Below are 18,869 nucleotides of genomic sequence, written 5' to 3'. Positions count from 1 at the left end.
GATCACCAGTCGAATATTTAATTTTCCTCTGGACGGGCGCGCCTTTACCCTTTCGGCATCGCATCACAGGGCCACGGCCCGTCCTCTGGAGCATTCCGATGACCGAATCCGGCACCGCGCAAGCCGTTCCCCGCACGCGCGCGGCTTCCGCGTCCCGCAGCGCGCTCTTACTGCTGGTGCTGGCCGGTCTCAACCTGCGCCCGTTCCTGACCGCGTTCGGCCCGGTGCTCGATGTCGTGCGCGCCGACACCGGCCTCGGCTTTCGCGCGGCCGCGCTGCTGACTACGCTGCCGTTCGTGCTGATGGGCGTCGTCGCCGGCATCGGCGTGCGGCTCGCGCGGCGCGTCGGCGAACCGCGCGCGATGCTCGCCGCGCTCGCACTGATTGCTGCCGGCTGCAGCGCACGCCTGTGGGCCGGCAGCAGCACGGGCCTCGTCGTGACGGCGATCGTCGCGGGCGCGGGCGTCGCGGTAATCCAGTCGCTCGCGCCGGGCCTCGCGAAACGCTGGTTCGTCGACCGGCTGCCGCTCGCGATGGGCCTCTATTCGGCGGCGCTCGTCGGCGGCGGCGCATTCGGCGCGGTCGCGAGCCCGTGGCTCGCCACGCACGGCGGCTGGCACCTGTCGCTCGCCGTATGGGCGCTGCCCGCGCTCGTCACGCTCGCACTGTGGCGCGCGAAGGCGCCGTCCGATGCGGTGAATGCGCTGCCGGCAGCGGCGCGCGTGAGCGCGTTCGTCCGCATTCCGCGTGCGTGGCAGCTCGCGCTGTTCTTCGGCTTGAGCAATAGCGGTTACGCGAGTCTCGTCGCGTGGCTGCCCGCGTTCTATCAGAGCGTCGGCATGAGCGCGCAGGCAAGCGGCAATCTGCTCGCAGGAATGGCGCTGCTCCAGGCGGCTGGCGCGCTCGCGATGCCGCTGCTCGCGAAACGTTCGTCCGATCGCCGCCCCATGCTGTGGCTCACGCTCGCATTGCAGGCCGCAGGCTTCGCCGGGTTCGCAACGATGCCCGCGTTCGCGCCGTGGCTCTGGGTCGCGAGCGTCGGCCTGGGACTGGGCGGTTTCTTCTCGATGAGCCTGATCGTCACGCTCGACCATTTGCCCGATGCGCGGTTCGCGGGCGCGCTCGCCGCCTTCGTGCAGGGCGTCGGCTTTCTGACGGTCGCGGCGAGCCCCTGGCTGATCGGCTGGCTGCGCGACGCGGGCGGCGGCTTCGCGATCGCATGGTGGATGCATGTCGGCGTGGTCGCGGCGATGGCCGCGCTCAACGCTGCGTTCTCGCCGGCCGGCTACCGGCGCAGTATGGCGCGCATGGGGGCCGCCGCGCACCGGCACTGACTCACCGCATTTCCCGGTCTTCGCGAGCGCCTGCACCACCGGGCGCACGTCCAGCGGCCCGCGCATGGCCGGGCGCGGGCCGTCACGCCAGCACATATCAGCGCATCGCGAAGAAATACTTCTCATTCGACATTTACAACTGAACCGGCAGCGCAACCGGCGGCAGCCGGCCGCACGTACCAGCTGGCGTCGCACGAGTGCGGCGCCCGTTTGCATTGGCGAGCCACCGATTCCTTTTTGCTCGACGTGCCGCGCAATGGCGTCGAACAAACGTATGACGATGGCATTGTCGGCGGCGTGCGCGCGAACGGCGCGACGATACTCGCACGCTGCATGACCGGTGCGGCCGGGCTGCGAGCGAGGTCCCGCACCGCGGCGCATGGGCGAAGAAGCATGAACGGGCGTCGACGGGAACGCGGTTTGCGCGTTTCCGCCGCTCGCATTCCTTGGGACCGCGAGTGCGCATCGCTCCGCGGCTGCGATGCGTGCCGGGCTCGCCTGCGCCGCATCCAATAATGAAGGAGACGCAGTCATGGACGATACGAATGGATATCGGCGCTACGATCGCCGCCGTTTTCTCGCCGGAGTTGCCGCGGTGGCCGGCAGCGTCGCGCTGCCGGGTTGCGGGGGCGGCGGCGACGGCGACATATCGAGCCCGGACGGCAACGCGGCCGCACCGTCGATCGGCGACACGCCCTCGCCTAACGCGGGCAACCGCTACAGCCTGCCGCGGCCGGCGCTGCCCGACCCCGCAAGTTCCGGCATCGACCATATCGTGCTGGTCACGATGGAGAATCGTTCGTTCGATCACTACCTGAGCTGGGTTCCGGGCGCCGAGGGCATGCCCGCCAACCGGCAGTTCAAGGATGCGTTCGGCGCGACGCACGCGCCCTTCGCGCTCTCGGCCGATCCCGCGTACGGCTATCAGGCGTGCGCGTACCACGATCCGAACCACACGTACCAGGGCGGCCGCACACAATTGGCTTCGGGCGAGATGAACGGCTGGCTCCTCACGCCGGGCACGAGCCTGACGCAGGGCGATCTGCTGCCGATCGGCTACTACACGCAGGCGGACCTGCCGTTCTTCAGCGCGGTCGCGAGCAGCTACACGATCGGCGACTTTTACTTCACCGGCATCCTGGCCAACACGTTTCCGAATCGCATTTACCTGCACAGCGGCGCCACGGATCGTCTCACCGACTCCGTGGACACCTCGTCGCTCCGCACGATCTGGGACAACCTGAGCGACGCCAAAGTCGATTGCAACTACTACTATCACGACGTGCCGTTCACCGCGCTGTACGGTACGCGCCATGTTGGCATCTCGCACCCGTTCTCGTCATTCCTGTCGGACGCGGCAGCGGGAACGCTGCCGTCGTTCTGCATGGTCGACCCGGCATTCGCGGGCGAGCAGGAAGGGACGTCCGCCGACGACCATCCGCATGCGGACATCCGCAACGGCCAGGCATTTCTGAACCAGGTGTATGACGCGCTGCGCACGAGTCCCGCGTGGAGCCGCACGTTGATGATCGTCGTGTACGACGAATGGGGCGGCTTTCTCGAGCACGTCGTACCGCCGACCCGGCCGATCAGCAACAACGAGCTGGCACTCGGCAACGACGGCAAGCTCGGCTGTCGCGTGCCGCTTGCACTGCTCGGTCCGCGTGTCCGCGCGGGCACGGTAACGCGCTATCCGTTCGATCCGAGTTCGATTCACGCGCTGCTGCAGTGGCGCTTCGGACTGAAGCCGCTCGGCGTGCGCGGCAGCGATCCGGCAACCTTCAATCTCGCGTACGCACTCGATCTGGGCGGCGCACCGCGCACGGACGCGCCGGCGTTCACGGTCGCGCAGGGGCCGTTCGCCGGAGCGTGCGCAGGCGCCACCGCACCTTCGCCGTCCAGCTCGGTATCCGGCGTCGATCCGGCGAAAATGGCGGCCAATCCGACCGCCGAACGTTTCTCGGAATTGCGCGCGAAGGCGGCGGCGCTGGGGTTCCAGACCGGCAGCTGATTTCGCGCGTGCGCGGCAGCTGCGATCGTATCCGGTGCGGCCGTCCGCGCACCGCCGCGCGAATGCGCCGCGCGCACTGCGTCTCTTCGTCTTTCCTTCAGGCAGGCGCTTTCACGCACGGCGCGCGTTCCGTCCGGCGCTGCGACTGCGCGCAAATCGCCGGCCGATAACCGGGCGCACCAAGCGGTTCCGGTGCATGCCGGGCGGCGATGCGCACCCGACGCCCCGCGCGTTGCCGTTTCCCGGAACGACGCGTTCATTCCCCCGTTTCCGGATCCCGAACATCCTCGTGTCGCGCACGCTCAGATCGACGTCGCGTGCAGACAAAACCGTTCGCCCGCGCGTGCCGTTATCCCGTACGCAATCCCAGCGCCCCGCATTGCGATGCGGCGCCGCTCGTCGTTCGTGATCCGGAATTCATATCCGCCGTCGGTCGCCCTTCGGGCCGCCGGCAAGGGAACGTCATGCGAAAACTCACCATCCGCGGCGGACTCGTCGCGACTATCGCCGGCTATACGACGCTGCTCGTGCTGGTCGTCGGCGCGTGCATTGCCGCGCTCTACGCCGGCAACAACTCGCTCGAGGCGATGTACCGCGACGACACCGCGTCGCTGCTGCACCTGAAAACCAGCTCCGAGCGCATGCTCGTGCTGCGCGAGCGCGTGAGCGACGTCGCGCAGATCATCAGCGCCGGACAGCCCGCGAAGACGGAAATCGCGCAGCTGCACACGCTTCTCAAGCAAAGCAACGACGAACTGGATGCGTACGCGCGGCTGCATGCACGCGACGCCGACGAGCAAACGCTGTTCGATACGCTGGAGAGCCGGCGCCGCACGCTGCTCGACCAGGTATTCCTGAAGGCGATGTCGCAGCTGGACCAGGACAATTCGTTCGACTTCCTCGACACGCACCGCAACACGCCGCCCGCGCTCTTCACCGCGTACCAGGATGCGATCGACGCGCTCGAAGCGTTCCAGGTCGCGCGCCAGAAGGCGCGCTACGACGCGGCCGGCGAGCGTTTCCACCGGATCGTGTGGGCGATGGCGGCCGTCGCCGCGTTCGCACTGGTGATCGGCTTCATTGCGCAGCGCGTGCTCGCGAAGGCGATCATCGCGCCGATCCATCTGGCCGTCGCGCAGTTCGACAGGATCTCGAAAGGCGACCTGACCGGCACGGTCGCCATTCGTGGCGAAAACGAAATGGCGTATCTGCTGGGCGCGTTGAAGCGGATGCAGGACGGCCTCGTCGAAACCGTCACGCAGGTGCGCGCGAGCACGGAGACGATCGTCGGCGACGTGCGCACGATCGCGAGCGGCAACGTCGATCTGTCCACGCGCACGGAGCAGCAGGCCGTGTCGCTGCAGCAGGCAGCGGCAAGTGTCGAGCAGCTGACCGCGACCGTACGCCAGAACGCGGACAACGCACGCGACGCCCGCACTTACGCCGAAGGCGCCGCCGGGATCGCGACGCGTGGCGGAGATGCGATGCAGCGCGTCGTCGAAACGATGTCGTCGATATCGAACAGCTCGGCGCGCATTTCCGGCATCGTCGGCGTAATCGAAAGCATCGCGTTCCAGACGAACATCCTCGCGCTGAACGCCGCCGTCGAAGCGGCGCGCGCCGGCGAACAGGGGCGTGGTTTCGCGGTGGTCGCCACGGAGGTGCGCGGGCTCGCGCAGCGTTGCGCGTCGGCCGCGAAGGAAATTCGCGAACTCATCGGCGATTCGACGCAACGCGTCGAAGACGGCAGCAGTCTCGTCGCGCTCGCCGGCGCAGCGATGACGGAACTCGTCGCGGCGGTCGAGCGCGTGAACGCGATCATGGGCGAAACGAGCATCGCGTTCGACGAGCAAACGTCCGGCATCGAACAGGTGAATGCGGCCGTGATCCAGATGGAGCAGACGATGCAGCGCAACGCCGCGTTGGTCGAAGAGGCCGCTGCCGCGGCGCTGTCGCTGGAAGATCAGGGCGCGCGGCTCAGCGACGCAGTCGCGCAGTTCAGGCTGCGCGAAAGCGCGGCGGCATGACGCGCGCGGCAGCCCGACGTGTCCGCGCGCCGGCGCGACCGCACGTCGCGACATCGGGCCGCAGCGCGGTGCCGTGACGGCGGCATGCGGGTCGGCAGGCGGGCGGCTTGCGGCTACGCGGCCCGTGCCAACAGGTCCGTCGCGAACGACTTCGCGTGCGCGACCGCTTCCTGTGCATCGGCGAATACGCCGAGCTCATCCCAGCGCTCTTCGGCCGCGTAGGTGCCTTTCACGGGGAGCGCACGCTGAACGCGCAGTTGCGCCGCGAAGCGGCCGTCCTCCAGCACGCGGGCCGTCGCAATGATGCGGTGCGGCGGACCGGCTCGCTCCGGCTGAATCAACTCGACGGGACCGCCTGGCACGCCGACCTCCATCAACTCGTTCCGGGCCTTGCAGTCCGGGCAGTAAAAGCACCACCCGGCGTCTTCGTGACTGGCCTTGACTTGCCCGCGAGCCAGCACGGCACGGCATTCAACGTTTTCACAGATGAACGGCATAGCAGTCTCCGGAGTTGTTTGACGGAAATCCTAGCACGCCCCGTCAACGGAGATAGCAAAAAAACCGCCCCTATTGGGGCCGGCCGCGCCGATCGGGCGCCGTGCGAAGCACCGCGACCGCGACAGCGCTCAGTAGCGGCTACGCCGCCACAGCGTCTTCGGCGCGTCGAGCAGAGGATGCAGGCCGCTGCGCTCGATCATCGTGTCCGCTACCGTCATCACGCGTTCGAGAATCTCGCCTTCGTCGACCGACAGAACACGGCGATCCTCCATCAGCACGCGCCCGCCGACCATCGTCATGCACACGTCGGCCGCATTCGCGAAACACGTGACGCGGTGCACGGGCATGTTCATCGGCATCATGTGCGGGCGGAACAGGTCGACGAGGATGACGTCGGCGAGCTTGCCGGCTTCGAGCGAGCCGATCTCGCGATCGAGCGACAGGGCCTTCGCCGCATCGATCGTCACCATCTCGAGCACCTTGCCGTGCGGCAGCACGTCGGGGTCGCGGAAATGGCGGCGATGGTAGTGCATGCACTGCCACATGTGACGGAACATGTCGTAGCCGCGATCGGGCGCCGCGCCATCCGATGCAATCGCGACCGTCACGCCCGCATCGATCAGCTCGGGCACCGGGCAGCGGCCGATGATCGACATGATCGCACTCGGATTGTGAACGATCGCTGTACCCGTCTCCACGCACGCGGCGACGTCGTCGTCGGTCAGATCGATGCTGTGCGACATGAACGACGTCGGGCCGAGCAGCCCGAGCTCGCGATGTGCGAACGCGAGCGTGCCGGCGCGATGGCCGTCCTGCGTGAACGTCAGCCCGCGCTCGCGCGCGAGCGCGCGATAGCGCGCCGCCTGGTCGCGAAACTCGCGCTCGTACTGTGCGAGTTCCGGATCGTGCTGCGGCCCGTACACCGGCAGCGTGAGCGCGATCCTGATCCGGCCGCCGGCATCGCCGTGGCACGCGTCGACGATGTCCTCGCACACGTCGTACATCGTGTCGAAATCGATGTCTTGCGTATCGGCGCCGTGCGGCGTGTAGCGCGTATAAGCGCGCGGCGCGGGCGGGCGCGACGGGCCGACGGCGACGATCGAGCGCGTGCCGGTGCGCACCACCGCATCGCAATGACGCCTCGCATAGACCGGATCGTCGACGCGCATGATCGAATTGCCGCCGCCGAGCAGCGACACACCCGTCGTCACGCCGGCCTTCAGCCGCTCGAGCGCCGCAAGATGCGATTCGGTTTCCCAAAACGCCTCGTCCGATGCGCGCGTGTAGATCGTTTCGGCCGCGGCCGACCATGCATCGCCGTCCGCGCCGCCGATCGTGCGCAGCATCGCGTGCCCCGCGTGCGCGTGCGAATCGATCAGCCCCGGCAGCACGGCCTTGCGGCGCGCATCGATCGTGCGCGCGGCGCGGTAGCGCGCCTGCAGCTCCGCGGTGTCGCCGACCGCGACGATACGATCGCCGCTTACCGCAACCGCGCCGTTCCCGATCACGCGGCGCTGCGGGTCCATCGTGATTACGCAGCCGTTCGCGATCAGCGTATCGATTGCTTCGCGCCGGTCGGCGTGCCTGTCGTCGGTGGTCATCGTCTGGAGTCCTGTTTCGGTTCGAAATGATGCGAATGCCGCCGAGCGGAACAACCGCCCGGCGGCCGGCCGCAGCGGTCGTTACGCGGAGCGGGCCGGCGCGGACACCCGCGCCTTCAGCTTGCGCTGCACCGCGCTGATCGCGATGAACACTACTGCGTTCGCGACAAGCGCGACGAGCCCCGGATTGATCGACGTCAGCGTGCTCGACGCGCCGGGGAACAGCGACGCGAGCGTCACGCCGTAGTAGTTCGTCATTGCGATCACGATCGCGCCGGCCACGATCCCGGCGAACGCGCCTTCGCGCGTACCGAACGGCCGCTTCAGAAAGCTCGACGCGAGCATCGGCACGAGCTGCGTGAGCAGGCTCGACGAGAAGATCGCGAGCGTGACGAACGTCGCGCCCCCGCGCAGCACGAAATACACGACCACCAGCGTGAAGATCGGCAGCGCGATCCGCGCGACGCGCGTTACCTGGCGATCGGTCGCATGAGGTGCGAAGCCTTCCCGATAGATGTTGCGTGCGATCGTCGTCGATGCGTTCAGCATGATCAGCGAGCCCGGCACCAGCGCGGTCAGAAGTCCCGTGCCGCCGACGATGCCGACGAACCATGCCGGGAACGTCTGCTTCACCAGCCGCAGCAGCGCGAGGTCGGTCTGTGCGCCTTCGAGCCCTTGCACGGTCATCACGGCCGCGAAGCCGACGAGAAACAGGAACGCGATCAGCACCTGGTACAGCGGCATCAGGATCACGTTGCGGCGCAACGCGCGTTCGTCCTTCGCGACGTAGATCGCGGTGAAGCCGTGCGGGTACAGGTAGTAGCCGAGCGACGTGAGCAGGATCGTCGAGTTGTACCAGCTGAGGTTGAAACCGTGCTCGGGCATGCGCAGCAGTTCGGGATGCGCGGCGTCGATCTTCGCAAACATCTCGCCCAGGCCGCCGTAGTAGTGGATCGGCAGATACAGGCCGAGGAAGATCGCGATCGCCAGAATCAGCACGTCCTTGAAGATCGCGATGCTCGCCGAGCCGTGAATGCCAGACACGACCATGTACACGGCCATCAGCGTCGCGGCAATCCAGATCGCGGCCGCCTGCGGAATCAGCCCGTACGACATCTCCGACACGATCACGCCGAGGCCGCGAAGCTGGATCATCAACAGCGACACCATCGCGAACACGGCGACCACCGACACGAGCACGCCGATCGCGCGGCTGTCGTATTTCGACGCGAAGTAGTCGGCGAACGACACGAGCCCGCGCGCCTTCGCGTAGCGCCACACCGCAGGCAGCATCCAGTAACCGATCACAAATGCGAGGCAGCCGTACGACAGGATGTAGAACGCGGGCACGCCCTTGCTGTAGGTCCAGCCGCTCGCACCGAGGAACGAGAACGTCGAGAACGCCTCGCCGGCCATCAGCAGGAACGTGAGCAGCGAACCGAAACCGCGCCCTCCCACTGCCCACTGTTCAAGCGTGAGCTTGCGGCCGCGCCGCGCCATCACGCCGATCGCGAGCGCGAACACGGCGAACGCCGCGATGATGATGATCGATGCATTCATCGCGCGTCTCCCGTGCGGCCGTCGCGGGCCAAGTCGCGTTCGCGTTGCCCGTCGCGCGCATCGCGTTCGTCGAGGTGGAACAGGATCGCGAGAATCGCGGCGGTGGCCGCCATCCAGAGCAGGTTCCACACGAGCAGGAACGGCAGGCCGAACAGCAGCGGCCGCACTTCGGCGAGCGCGCCGCCGGTGTACATCCCGACGAACGGCAGCGCCGCCAGCAACAGTTTGAATTTCATCGTTGACTCCTTCGGGGCACGCGCGAACGCGTCAGGACCTCAGAACTTCTGGCGAATGCCGACCACCACCGCGACCTGCGATTGCGTCGACGACGGCCCGTCGGTGCCGTCGATCCACGCGTGACCGACACCGGACGACGCCTTCTGGAAGAAGCCGTTCACGTACACGTCGGTGCGCTTCGACAGCAGGTACTGCAAGCCCGCCGACACCTGCTGATAGTGGCCGCCGTCGTCGCCGCGCGCGACCTTCGTATAGGTGTAGCCGGCTGCGGCCATCAGCGCGGGCGTGATCAGGTATCGCACGCTGCCTTCGTAGTTGCCAAAGCGCAGCGCGCCGCCCGTCGCCTGGCCGAAATTCGAACCGGTGTACAGCAGCCCGAGCGTCGCCGGCCCGATCGTGTAGCTCGCGCCGGCGCCCCAGATCTGCTGGCGCACCGCGCCCGACAAGCCGGCGCCGAACACCGACGCCGCGCCCGGGTAGTAGTTGTCGGACGCGACCGCGCCCGTCGCGCTGGCCGCCGGATGGTTCACGCGCGCGTACGCGGCGCCGGCATTGAGCGGCCCGTGTACGTACGTGAGCCCGGCGCTCCAGCTGTTGTCGTTCGCGAAGCCCGTCGCGTTCGAGAACCCGTACATCAGATTCGCCTGCAGCCCGGCGATCGTCGGCGATACGTACTTGATCGCGTTGTTGGTGCGGAACGTGTTGTTGATGTCGTCGTTGTCGAACGGGTGCGTCGAGTACTGCGCGAGAAAGCTGCTCATCTGCAGCGAGCCGAGGATGTCCTGCGTCGAGTTGTACTGGCGGCCGAGCGTCACCGCGCCCCAGTTCGCGCCGCTCAGGCCGACCCACGCGGAGCGTCCGAACATCCGTCCGCCCTGCCCGAGCGCGCCGTTCGCGACGTTGAAGCCGTTCTCGAGCCGGAAGTTCGCCTTCAGCCCGCCGCCGAGATCCTCGCTGCCGATCAGGCCCCAGCGCGGCCCCGATTCGTTGCCGCCCGTGAATTGCCACAGCGCATGGCCCTTCACGTTGTTCGCGTAGGTCACGCCGGCGTCGACGATCCCGTACAGCGTGACCGTCGACTGCGCGTGCGCGGCGCCGGCAAACGCGATCGCGATGGCGACGGCCGCGCCTCTGCGCGCGCTACGCCCGCTCCCGTCCATCGTTCGCATCATCTCCGTCATGTCGTCTCCAAACTTTCTTGTCGATGTTGTGTTGTGTTTCGTTGATGCTGGCCATACGCGCCGGTCGGCTTGTATAGACAGTGGCTGGATGGTATCCAGCCGCAATCACATCAAGAAATGAAATGTTCAACTGGCCTGCAGTTGAAAATCGAATGGAGGCGAGTGAGGCGGAGACTGCGGTGCAAGGTGTACGTCGGCAAGCCAATGGAAAGCATGCAGGCTCGCGGGACGCGGCGCATGTGGATCGGACGTGAATGGCTTGCGTAAGCAAGCCGACGAAACGGCGACGTACGATGCGCTCACGCGCGTCTATGCGGTTTTCCCGGAGAGCCCGTGCATCGGCCGACGCAGCGCGGCGTCGAACGGATTCGTACGCGGGCCAATCGCATCGGCCTGGCGGCGCAACAATTCGACGACCATCGGCATCCGGTCGTCGCCGAGCCGCGACGCGAGCGTGCCGACGCTCAGCGCACCGACCGGGTAGCCGGTGCGATCGAGGATCGGCACCGCAACGCCGGCCATCCCGTCGAGCACGCCGCTGTTGCGGCCTGCGTAGCCGAGTTGCCGCACGCGTTCGATCTCGGTGCGCAGGTACACCTCGTCGAGCACGCCGTAGCCGCGAATGCGCGGCACGTTGAAGCGGATCACTTCCTCGCGCTCCGCTTCGGGCAGGAACGCGAGGATCGCGAGGCTGCCCTGCCCGACGCCGAGCGCGATGCGCCCGCCGATGTCGCCGGTAAACGAGCGGATCGGAAACGGGCCTTCGCACAGATCGAGGCACACTGCGTCGAAGCCGCTCTTCACGAGCAGGAAGATCGTCTCGCCGAGGCTCGCGCACAGCCGCAGCAGCGCAGGCCGGCACAACGTGCGCATGCTGCTCGGATTACCGGCCAGCGCGGCAAGCGCGAAGAAATCGACACTCAGTCGATACAGTTTCGATTGCTCGTCCTGCTCAACCATTCCCTCGGCGATCAGCGACTGCAGGATCCGGTGCGCGGTGCCCTGCGTCAGGCCGACCGCCTTCGCGAGGTGCGTGACGCGCACGCCGTCCTGCTGCATGCCGGCCAGTGCGCGCAGAATCGCGAACGCGCGCTGCAGCATGCCGCTGCCCGGCGCGCCGGCTGCGTTCGCTGCTGCGTCGTCGTCCGGATGCGGCATGCGCGCGCCACGCGACGTTCCGCGCAAAGGGGATTCCTGCATGCCGGTTCTCCTCGATGATTTCGTTCAATGGAATACGTGAAACGTCATTGTCGTCCCGCCGAAAAACGCCGGGCATCCGGGTGTGCACCGGATTGACGTGCGATTTCACGGCCCGGCCGCGCTTCATTGAACGGAACGATTTTTTGCGGGCGCGCGTATCCGTTCCACTCATCGGAATTTTTCCGAAATTCCTCTCGTTGAACAGAATTCCAAATTGACGCGCCGAAATATGGCTGGCTAGAGTCCGCGTCAATGACGCACCGGCCATCCGGTGCGCACACCCGGAGCATCCCATGTCGTTTCTCACGCTTACGGATCTGACGAAATCGTTCGGCAACCTCACCGCCGTCGCGGACGTCAACCTGTCGGTCGAGCAAGGCGAGTTCGTGTCGCTGCTCGGGCCGTCAGGCTGCGGCAAGACCACGACGCTGCAGATGATCGCCGGCTTCGTCGACGTCACGCGCGGCCGCGTCACGCTCGACGGGCGGGACATCACGCACATGAAGCCGAACCGCCGCGGGCTCGGCATCGTGTTCCAGAGCTATGCGCTGTTTCCGCACATGAGCGTGGCCGAGAACGTCGGCTTCGGGCTCGACATGCGCGGCATCGACAAGGCCGAGCGCGCGGATCGCATCCGCGCCGCGCTTGCGCTCGTGCGTCTCGACGCGCTCGCGCACCGTTACCCGCGCGAGCTGTCCGGCGGCCAGCGGCAGCGCGTCGCGATCGCGCGCGCGGTCGTGATCGAACCGCCGGTGCTGCTGCTCGACGAGCCGATGTCGAACCTCGACGCGAAGCTGCGCGAGGACATGCAGTTCGAACTGCGTGCGATCCAGCGCAAGATCGGCACGACGACGATCATGGTCACGCACGATCAATCGGAAGCGCTGTCGATCAGCGATCGCGTGGTCGTGATGGAGGCCGGGCGCATCACGCAGACGGATACGCCATACCGCGCGTACGAACGCCCGGAGAACCCTTTCGTGTCGCAGTTCATCGGCAAGGCCAACCTGCTGCCCGGCACGATCGTCGCGCACGACGGCGATGCGATCCGGATCGACCTCGGCCACGATCTCGCGGAAACGGGGCGCACCGCGCATTTGCCCGCGCGCGAGCGCGACGTGCGCATCGGCGATGCCGTGTCGGTTTGCATCCGTCCCGAGAAATTGCGGCTGTGCGCGCCCGGCGCCGGCCGCTTCGCCGCGACCGTCACGAGCCGCTTCTTCCTCGGCAGCCAGTGGCTGTACCGCGTCGACAGCGCGCTCGGCGAAGTGCTCGTGTGCTGCCAGAACGAAGGCGCCGAGCCGCTCGCGGAGGGTGCACCGGTCGGCGTCGACTGGCACAGCGACGCGGTGCGCGTGATGCGCCGGGAGGCCTGAATGGCACAGCCGACCCGCCCGCTGCCGAGCGCAGCCGCAGCCGCGCCGTCCGATACCGCACCGCGCGGTGCGGCCGGCGGCCGCGCGCTGCGCGCGACATGGCGCGCGCATGCGCCGCTGTGGCTGATGTGCGCACCCGCGTTCGCGCTGTTCGCCGCGCTCGTGCTCGTGCCGCTCGCAATGACGTTCGTGCTGACGTTCTACCGTTACGATCCGGCCACCGGCCCGATCGCCGCGTTCCACTTCGGCAACTACGCGGAAGTGCTCGGCGCATCGTACTTCCATACGATCTTCGCGCGCACGTTCGGCATCGCCGCGCTCACGACCGCGATCTGCGTCGCGATCGGCACGCCGGAAGCATACGTGCTGTCGAAAATGCGCGATCCGTGGCGTTCGCTGTTCCTGCTCGTCATCCTCGCGCCGCTGCTCGTGTCGGTCGTCGTGCGCGCGTTTGGCTGGAGCATGCTGCTGAACACGAGCGGCCTCGTGAACCAGACGCTCGCGCTCGTCGGCCTCGGCCCGTACAAGCTCGAATACACGACGTTCGCGATCGTGATCGCGCTCGTGCACGTGATGCTGCCGTTCATGGTGATCCCGGTGTGGACCGCATTGCAGCGGCTCGATCCGCAGACCGAGCATGCGGCGCTGTCGCTCGGCGCGTCGCCCTTCACCACACTGCGCCGCATCGTCGTGCCGCAACTGATGCCCGGCGTGCTGTCCGGCAGCCTGATGGTGTTCGGGCTATCGGCAAGCGCGTTCGCGATTCCCGGCCTGCTCGGCGGCCGGCGCCTCAAGGTCGCGGCAACCACCGTCTACGACGAGTTCCTCGGTTCGCTGAACTGGCCGCTCGGCGCGACGATCGCGGTGCTGCTGCTCGTCGCGAACCTGGTCGTGATGCTCACCTACTACCGCGTGCTCGAACGCCGCTACGCGCGCACCCTCGGAGGCGCTTCCCGATGAGAAAGAACGGCCCCTTCGCGCTCGCGTTCCACACGCTCGTGATCCTGTTCGTGCTCGCGCCGCTCGCGATCGTCGTACTGGTCGCGTTCACGCCGGACGAGACGCTGACGCTGCCCACGCACGGTCTGTCGCTGCGCTGGTTCCGCGCGATTCTCGACTATCCGGACTTCGTCACCGCGTTCGCGAACAGCGTGAAGCTCGCGTTCGCATCGGCCACGCTGTCGCTCGCGATCGCATTGCCGGCAGGGCTCGCAATCGGCCGCGCGACGTTTCCAGGCCGTGCGTTCCTGAACGGGCTGCTGCTGTCGCCGCTCGTGATCCCCGGTCTCGTGCTCGGCATCGCGCTGCTTCGCTTCTTCGCGCTGATCGGCGCGACCGGCTCGTTCGCGTGGCTGGTGGCCGCGCACGTGATCGTCGTCACGCCGTTCGTGATGCGGCTCGTGCTCGCATCCGTCGCGGGGCTCGACCGCAGCGTCGAGCACGCTGCGTGCTCGCTCGGCGCCGATCCGTGGACGACGTTCCGCCGCATCACGCTGCCGATGATCGTGCCCGGCATTACCGGGGGCTGGCTGCTCGCGTTCATCAACAGCTTCGACGAACTGACGATGTCGATCTTCGTCACGTCGCCGCAAACGGTCGCGCTGCCGGTGCGCATGTACATGTACGCGACCGAATCGATCGATCCGATGATGGCGTCGGTATCGACGCTCGTCATCTTCATCACGGCCGGCGCGATGCTGCTGCTTGATCGCGTGTACGGCCTGAACCGCATTCTGATCGGCCAACATTGACGATGACTTCCGTATCCCGTTCAACCGATGCCGCCGACGACGGCGCGCAGTTCGTGCGCGTTGCCGAGCGCGAGCGCGACGCCGTCGCATTCACGCTCGACGGCCGGCCTGCACACGCACTCGCCGGCGACACCGTGCTTACCGCGATCCTCGTCGCGCAACGCCGTGTGCGCGTGAGCGAATTCAGCGGCAAGCCGCGCGCGGGCTTCTGCCTGATCGGCGCGTGCCAGGACTGCTGGGTGCGCACCGAAGCCGGTGCGCGCGTGCGCGCATGCTCGACCCCGATCGCCGCGGGCATGCGGATTCTCACGAATGCGCAGCCCGCCGCAGCCGGAGACGCATCATGAGCGATGCACTGCGACCGGTGATCGTCGGCGCGGGGCCGGCCGGCGTGCGCGCGGCCGAGGCGCTCGTCGACGCGGGGCTGCGCCCGGTCGTGATCGACGAAAACGCGCGCTGGGGCGGGCAGATCTATCGCCAGCCGCCGGCCGCCGGCGCATTCTCGCGCGGCAAGCGCGCGCTGTACGGCTTCGACGCAGCGAAAGCTGATGCCGTACACCGGACGATGGCCGCGCTGCTGCCGTACGTCGACTATCGACCGAACACGCTCGCATGGGCGTGCGGTGCAGGCCGCGTCGACACGTTGCAGGACGGCCGCGAGACGACCGTGCCGTTCTCGCATCTGATCGTCGCGAGCGGCGCGACCGACCGCATGCTGCCGGTGCCGGGGTGGACGCTCGCCGGTGTCTACACGCTCGGCGGCGCGCAGGTCGCGCTGAAGTCGCAGGGCTGCGCAATCGGCAGCCGCATCGTGTTCGCCGGCACCGGGCCGCTGCTGTATCTCGTCGCGTATCAGTACGCGAAGGCCGGCGCACACGTCGCGGCCGTGCTCGATACGAGTCCGCTGCGCCGGCAGGCCGCGGCCGCACCGGCACTGTTGCGGATGCCGTCGTCCTTCGCAAAGGGGCTGTATTACATCGGCTGGCTGCGCGCACACGGCGTCGCGATCGAAACCGGCGTCACGCTCGAGCGTGTGCTCGGCGAGCGGCACGTCACCGCGCTTGCATGGCGCGCAGCGGCCAACGACGCGCCGCCGCGGCTGATCGAATGCGACGCGCTCGGCCTCGGCTTCGGGCTGCGCGCCGAAACGCAGCTCGCCGATCTCGCCGGGTGCCGGTTCCGTTTCGATCCGCTCGACGGCGCATGGCTGCCGGAACGCGATTCGGCCGGCCGCACGTCGGTGCGCGGCATCTATGTCGCGGGCGACGGCGCCGGAATCGCCGGCGCGGACGCGGCCGAGGCATCCGGGCGCCGCGCAGCACTCGCGCTGCTCGACGACGCGGGGATCGCGAAGCCGCGACCATCGCCGGAGCTGTCGGCCAAGCCCGATGCCGCTGCACTGGAGCGCACGCTTGCGCGGCATCGCGCATTCCGCGTCGGCCTCGAGGCGGCGTTCGCGCCGCCGGCCACGCTCGCCGCAGGCTGTCCGGACGACACGATCGTGTGCCGTTGCGAGGAAATCGACGCCGGCGCGCTGCGGCGCTGCATTCGCGGCGGCGAAGCAACCGAACTGAACCGGCTGAAAGCGCTCACGCGTGCCGGCATGGGGCGCTGCCAGGGCCGCATGTGCGGCGACGCAACCGCGCTCGTGCTCGCGGCCGAAACCGGTCGGCCGCTCGCCGAGGTCGGCCGGTTGCGCGCACAACCGCCGGTGAAGCCGTTCCCGATCTCGGCTGCGCTCGCGGGCGACGACGTCGCGGCGATTCCCGACGAGGCGCGCGATGAATGAGCGCCGCCACTACGATGTCGCGATCGTCGGCGGCGGGCTTGTCGGCGCATCCGCCGCGCTCGCGCTCGCGCAACGCGGGCTGCGCGTCGCGCTGTTCGAGCGCCGCGATTGCGGCGCGCAGGCAAGCGGCGTGAACTACGGTGGCGTGCGCTGCCAGGGCCGTCCCGTCGAACAGCTGCCGCTCGCGCTGCGCGCGCGGCGCATCTGGAGCCGCCTGCCCGAGCTGATCGGCATCGACGGCGAGTTCGTCGTGTCCGGTCATTTGCGTCTCGCGCGCAGCGACGCCGACCTCGACGCGCTCGACGCGTACGCGACGCTCGCCGGCGAGCACGGCCTGCCGCTGCAGGTGATGCGCGGCGACGCGTTCCGCCGCCGCTATCCGTGGCTGGGCCGTGCGGCGCTCGGCGGCTCGCTGTGCGCGACCGACGGACACGCGAACCCGCGCATCGTGTCGCCCGCATTCGCGCGTGCGGCCCGCGCGGCCGGCGCCGACGTGTTCGAGCACACGCCGGTCGACGACGTCCGGCACGACGGCACGCGTTTCCATGTGGATGCCGGCGGCCGTGCATGCACCGCGACGTGGCTGATCAACTCGGCCGGCGCGTGGGCGAACACGATCGCCGGGCGCTTCGGCGAGGCCGTGCCGATGGAGCCGATCTACCCGAACATGTGGGTGACCGAACCGCTGCCGCCGTTCATCACGCACAACCTCGGCGTGTATGGCGGCGGCGTGTATGCGCGGCAGGTCGCGCGCGGCAACTGCGTGATCGGCGGCGGCCGCGGCCGCGGCGACGGCGAATTCGGCCAGCCGTCGGTCGACACGACGCGCGCGGCGATGCGCGACGCGTGCGCGCTGTTGCCCGCGCTGCGCGACGCATTGCTGATCCGCACGTGGAGCGGCGTCGAAGGCTGCACGCCCGACCACAACCCGGTCATCGGCGCGAGCGGCACCACGCCGAACCTGCTGCATGCGTTCGGATTTTCCGGCGGCGGCTTCCTGCTCGCACCGGGCGTCGGCGACGTGCTCGCCGATCTCGTCACGACCGGCGAAACCGCCACCCCGCTCGATGCTTTCTCGATCGGCCGCTTCGCACCGCGAGCGACGCCGACCGGCCCTTTCCGTCAAGAGGAGACCCAAAGATGAAACTGCTCGGAACGATCGCGGCGGCTGCCGCACTGTGCGTGGCGGGCGTCGGCGCACCGGCGCCCGCGTTCGCGCAAGCGAAGACGATCTACATCGGCATGAACGGCGGCCCGATGGAAAAGGCCTATACGAGCCAGGTGCTGCCCGACTTCGAGAAGGCGAACAACGTGAAGGTCGTCGTCGTGCCCGGCACGTCGTCGGACGTGCTCGCGAAGCTGCTCGCGAACCGCAACAAGCCGCAGATCCACGTCGCGTTCCTCGACGACGGCGTGATGGCGCGCGCAGTCAGCCTCGGCGTGTGCCAGAAGCTCGACGATTCGCCGGTGCTGAAGGAGTTGTACCCGTTCGCGCGGATGAAGGACGACGTCGGCGCAGGCGTGCAGCTCGGAATGACCGGCATCGCGTACAACAAGAAGCTGTTCGCGGACAAGGGCTGGGCGCCGCCGACGTCGTGGATGGATTTCGCCGATCCGAAATACAAGGGCAAGGTCGTGTTCCAGTCCGCGTCGAGCAGCACGTTCGGGCTGCATGGCTTCCTCGCGATCAACCGGCTGCTCGGCGGCAACGAACAGAACGTCGAGCCGGGCTTCAGCAAGTGGGCGAGCACGGTCGGGCCGAACGTCGTCGAATACATTCCGAACTCGGCGAAGATCTCCGAGATGGTGCAGACGGGCGAAGCCGGCCTGTTCCCGCTGACGCCGACCGGCGTCGGCGATCTGCAGGACAAGGGCATTCCGGTCGCGTATGCGAATCCGAAGGAAGGCCCGGTGCTGCTGCTCGTCGATCTGTGCGTGGTCGCGAACAATCCGGATCCGCAGCTCGCGCAGAGGCTCGCGCAGTTCCTGCTGTCCGCGCCCGCGCAGACGAAGGCGGCCGACGCCGGCAAGCAGATCCCGACCAACCGTCTCGCGAAGATGCCGGCGGCGATGCAGCAAAGCCTCGGCAGCGTCGACGATCTGGTGCGCAAGGTGACGGTGGTCGACTGGACTGCGATCAATGCACGCCGCGCGCAATGGGATACGCGCTGGAACCGGCAGATCGAGCGGTAATCGGCGCCACGCGCGCGGGACCGGCCGCGCGCGCCGCGATCGTCGTTTGCGGGCGACGACGGCGCCGTTTCCGGCGGATTCGCCAGGGCGGCGGTTTCGGCAATACCCGGT

General features: G+C 68.1%; 15 protein-coding genes and 1 pseudogene. 10 read left to right on the top strand and 6 right to left on the bottom strand.

Features of this window, described 5'->3' with window-relative positions; translation table 11 throughout:
- The first annotated feature begins 98 nt into the window (after positions 1-98).
- The 3 genes from WK25_RS21040 to WK25_RS21030 all read left to right on the top strand — a co-directional run bounded on the left by WK25_RS21040 (position 99) and on the right by WK25_RS21030 (position 5,372).
- Complete coding sequence (locus WK25_RS21040; protein WP_069242642.1) at positions 99-1,334, top strand: cyanate transporter; 1,236 nt, start codon at positions 99-101, stop codon at positions 1,332-1,334.
- Positions 1,335-1,866: 532 nt separating this feature from the next.
- Entirely contained in the window at positions 1,867-3,345 is a 1,479-nt protein-coding gene (locus tag WK25_RS21035) for an alkaline phosphatase family protein (RefSeq protein WP_069242641.1), read from the top strand.
- 464 nt (positions 3,346-3,809) lie between these two features.
- A complete protein-coding gene (locus tag WK25_RS21030; RefSeq protein ID WP_069242640.1) occupies positions 3,810-5,372 on the top strand; it encodes a methyl-accepting chemotaxis protein in 1,563 nt (520 codons plus the stop codon).
- A gap of 113 nt (positions 5,373-5,485) precedes the next feature.
- Here WK25_RS21030 and WK25_RS21025 read toward each other — a convergent pair whose 3' ends face one another.
- The 6 genes and pseudogenes from WK25_RS21025 to WK25_RS21000 form a co-directional block, all read right to left on the bottom strand.
- Complete coding sequence (locus WK25_RS21025) at positions 5,486-5,869, bottom strand: hypothetical protein (RefSeq protein WP_069242639.1); 384 nt, start codon at positions 5,867-5,869, stop codon at positions 5,486-5,488.
- 129 nt (positions 5,870-5,998) lie between these two features.
- The gene (locus WK25_RS21020) at positions 5,999-7,471 is read right to left on the bottom strand and encodes an amidohydrolase family protein (protein ID WP_069242638.1); all 1,473 of its coding nucleotides are present in this window, start codon (positions 7,469-7,471) and stop codon (positions 5,999-6,001) included.
- An 81-nt stretch (positions 7,472-7,552) separates the two neighbouring features.
- A complete protein-coding gene (locus WK25_RS21015) occupies positions 7,553-9,031 on the bottom strand; it encodes a sodium:solute symporter family protein (protein ID WP_069242637.1) in 1,479 nt (492 codons plus the stop codon).
- Between the two features lie 107 nt (positions 9,032-9,138).
- A pseudogene (locus WK25_RS32440) lies at positions 9,139-9,225 on the bottom strand (hypothetical protein); the annotation flags it as partial.
- A gap of 81 nt (positions 9,226-9,306) precedes the next feature.
- Positions 9,307-10,449 (bottom strand): porin, encoded by a 1,143-nt coding sequence (locus WK25_RS21005; RefSeq protein ID WP_083253060.1) that lies wholly within the window; start codon positions 10,447-10,449, stop codon positions 9,307-9,309.
- A 309-nt stretch (positions 10,450-10,758) separates the two neighbouring features.
- The gene (locus WK25_RS21000; RefSeq protein WP_040139191.1) at positions 10,759-11,649 is read right to left on the bottom strand and encodes an IclR family transcriptional regulator; all 891 of its coding nucleotides are present in this window, start codon (positions 11,647-11,649) and stop codon (positions 10,759-10,761) included.
- Between the two features lie 293 nt (positions 11,650-11,942).
- Here WK25_RS21000 and WK25_RS20995 point away from each other — a divergent pair, with 293 nt between their 5' ends.
- From WK25_RS20995 to WK25_RS20965, 7 genes are read left to right on the top strand one after another with little or no spacing between them, the layout of a single operon-like run.
- Positions 11,943-13,025 (top strand): ABC transporter ATP-binding protein, encoded by a 1,083-nt coding sequence (locus WK25_RS20995; protein ID WP_069242636.1) that lies wholly within the window; start codon positions 11,943-11,945, stop codon positions 13,023-13,025.
- Positions 13,026-13,985: an ABC transporter permease gene (locus WK25_RS20990; RefSeq protein WP_069242635.1), complete on the top strand. Its 960-nt coding sequence runs from the start codon at positions 13,026-13,028 to the stop codon at positions 13,983-13,985.
- The gene (locus tag WK25_RS20985; protein WP_069242634.1) at positions 13,982-14,776 is read left to right on the top strand and encodes an ABC transporter permease; all 795 of its coding nucleotides are present in this window, start codon (positions 13,982-13,984) and stop codon (positions 14,774-14,776) included. Before WK25_RS20990 ends, WK25_RS20985 begins: the two co-directional genes overlap by 4 nt.
- Before the next feature lie 2 nt (positions 14,777-14,778).
- The gene (locus WK25_RS20980; protein WP_040139187.1) at positions 14,779-15,123 is read left to right on the top strand and encodes a (2Fe-2S)-binding protein; all 345 of its coding nucleotides are present in this window, start codon (positions 14,779-14,781) and stop codon (positions 15,121-15,123) included.
- Positions 15,120-16,565: an NAD(P)/FAD-dependent oxidoreductase gene (locus WK25_RS20975; RefSeq protein WP_069242633.1), complete on the top strand. Its 1,446-nt coding sequence runs from the start codon at positions 15,120-15,122 to the stop codon at positions 16,563-16,565. Before WK25_RS20980 ends, WK25_RS20975 begins: the two co-directional genes overlap by 4 nt.
- Positions 16,558-17,709, top strand: a complete 1,152-nt coding sequence (locus tag WK25_RS20970; protein ID WP_069242632.1) for an NAD(P)/FAD-dependent oxidoreductase — start codon at positions 16,558-16,560, stop codon at positions 17,707-17,709. The genes WK25_RS20975 and WK25_RS20970 overlap by 8 nt, the downstream gene beginning before the upstream one ends.
- The gene (locus WK25_RS20965; RefSeq protein WP_069242631.1) at positions 17,706-18,758 is read left to right on the top strand and encodes an ABC transporter substrate-binding protein; all 1,053 of its coding nucleotides are present in this window, start codon (positions 17,706-17,708) and stop codon (positions 18,756-18,758) included. The genes WK25_RS20970 and WK25_RS20965 overlap by 4 nt, the downstream gene beginning before the upstream one ends.
- Positions 18,759-18,869: the final 111 nt, after the last annotated feature.

The organism is Burkholderia latens, from assembly GCF_001718795.1.
Classification (GTDB): domain Bacteria; phylum Pseudomonadota; class Gammaproteobacteria; order Burkholderiales; family Burkholderiaceae; genus Burkholderia; species Burkholderia latens_A.
Note: the sequence above shows the minus strand (reverse complement) of the source record. Positions and strands in the feature narration are given on the sequence as shown.

Excerpts from the sequence above, each read along its gene's own strand:
- WK25_RS21040 (WP_069242642.1), top strand. The coding sequence starts at position 99 with ATGACCGAATCCGGCACCGCGCAAGCCGTTCCCCGCACGCGCGCGGCT.
- WK25_RS21035 (WP_069242641.1), top strand. The coding sequence starts at position 1,867 with ATGGACGATACGAATGGATATCGGCGCTACGATCGCCGCCGTTTTCTC.
- WK25_RS21030 (WP_069242640.1), top strand. The coding sequence starts at position 3,810 with ATGCGAAAACTCACCATCCGCGGCGGACTCGTCGCGACTATCGCCGGC.
- WK25_RS21025 (WP_069242639.1), bottom strand. The coding sequence starts at position 5,869 with ATGCCGTTCATCTGTGAAAACGTTGAATGCCGTGCCGTGCTGGCTCGC.
- WK25_RS21020 (WP_069242638.1), bottom strand. The coding sequence starts at position 7,471 with ATGACCACCGACGACAGGCACGCCGACCGGCGCGAAGCAATCGATACG.
- WK25_RS21015 (WP_069242637.1), bottom strand. The coding sequence starts at position 9,031 with ATGAATGCATCGATCATCATCATCGCGGCGTTCGCCGTGTTCGCGCTC.
- WK25_RS21005 (WP_083253060.1), bottom strand. The coding sequence starts at position 10,449 with ATGACGGAGATGATGCGAACGATGGACGGGAGCGGGCGTAGCGCGCGC.
- WK25_RS21000 (WP_040139191.1), bottom strand. The coding sequence starts at position 11,649 with ATGCAGGAATCCCCTTTGCGCGGAACGTCGCGTGGCGCGCGCATGCCG.
- WK25_RS20995 (WP_069242636.1), top strand. The coding sequence starts at position 11,943 with ATGTCGTTTCTCACGCTTACGGATCTGACGAAATCGTTCGGCAACCTC.
- WK25_RS20990 (WP_069242635.1), top strand. The coding sequence starts at position 13,026 with ATGGCACAGCCGACCCGCCCGCTGCCGAGCGCAGCCGCAGCCGCGCCG.
- WK25_RS20985 (WP_069242634.1), top strand. The coding sequence starts at position 13,982 with ATGAGAAAGAACGGCCCCTTCGCGCTCGCGTTCCACACGCTCGTGATC.
- WK25_RS20980 (WP_040139187.1), top strand. The coding sequence starts at position 14,779 with ATGACTTCCGTATCCCGTTCAACCGATGCCGCCGACGACGGCGCGCAG.
- WK25_RS20975 (WP_069242633.1), top strand. The coding sequence starts at position 15,120 with ATGAGCGATGCACTGCGACCGGTGATCGTCGGCGCGGGGCCGGCCGGC.
- WK25_RS20970 (WP_069242632.1), top strand. The coding sequence starts at position 16,558 with ATGAATGAGCGCCGCCACTACGATGTCGCGATCGTCGGCGGCGGGCTT.
- WK25_RS20965 (WP_069242631.1), top strand. The coding sequence starts at position 17,706 with ATGAAACTGCTCGGAACGATCGCGGCGGCTGCCGCACTGTGCGTGGCG.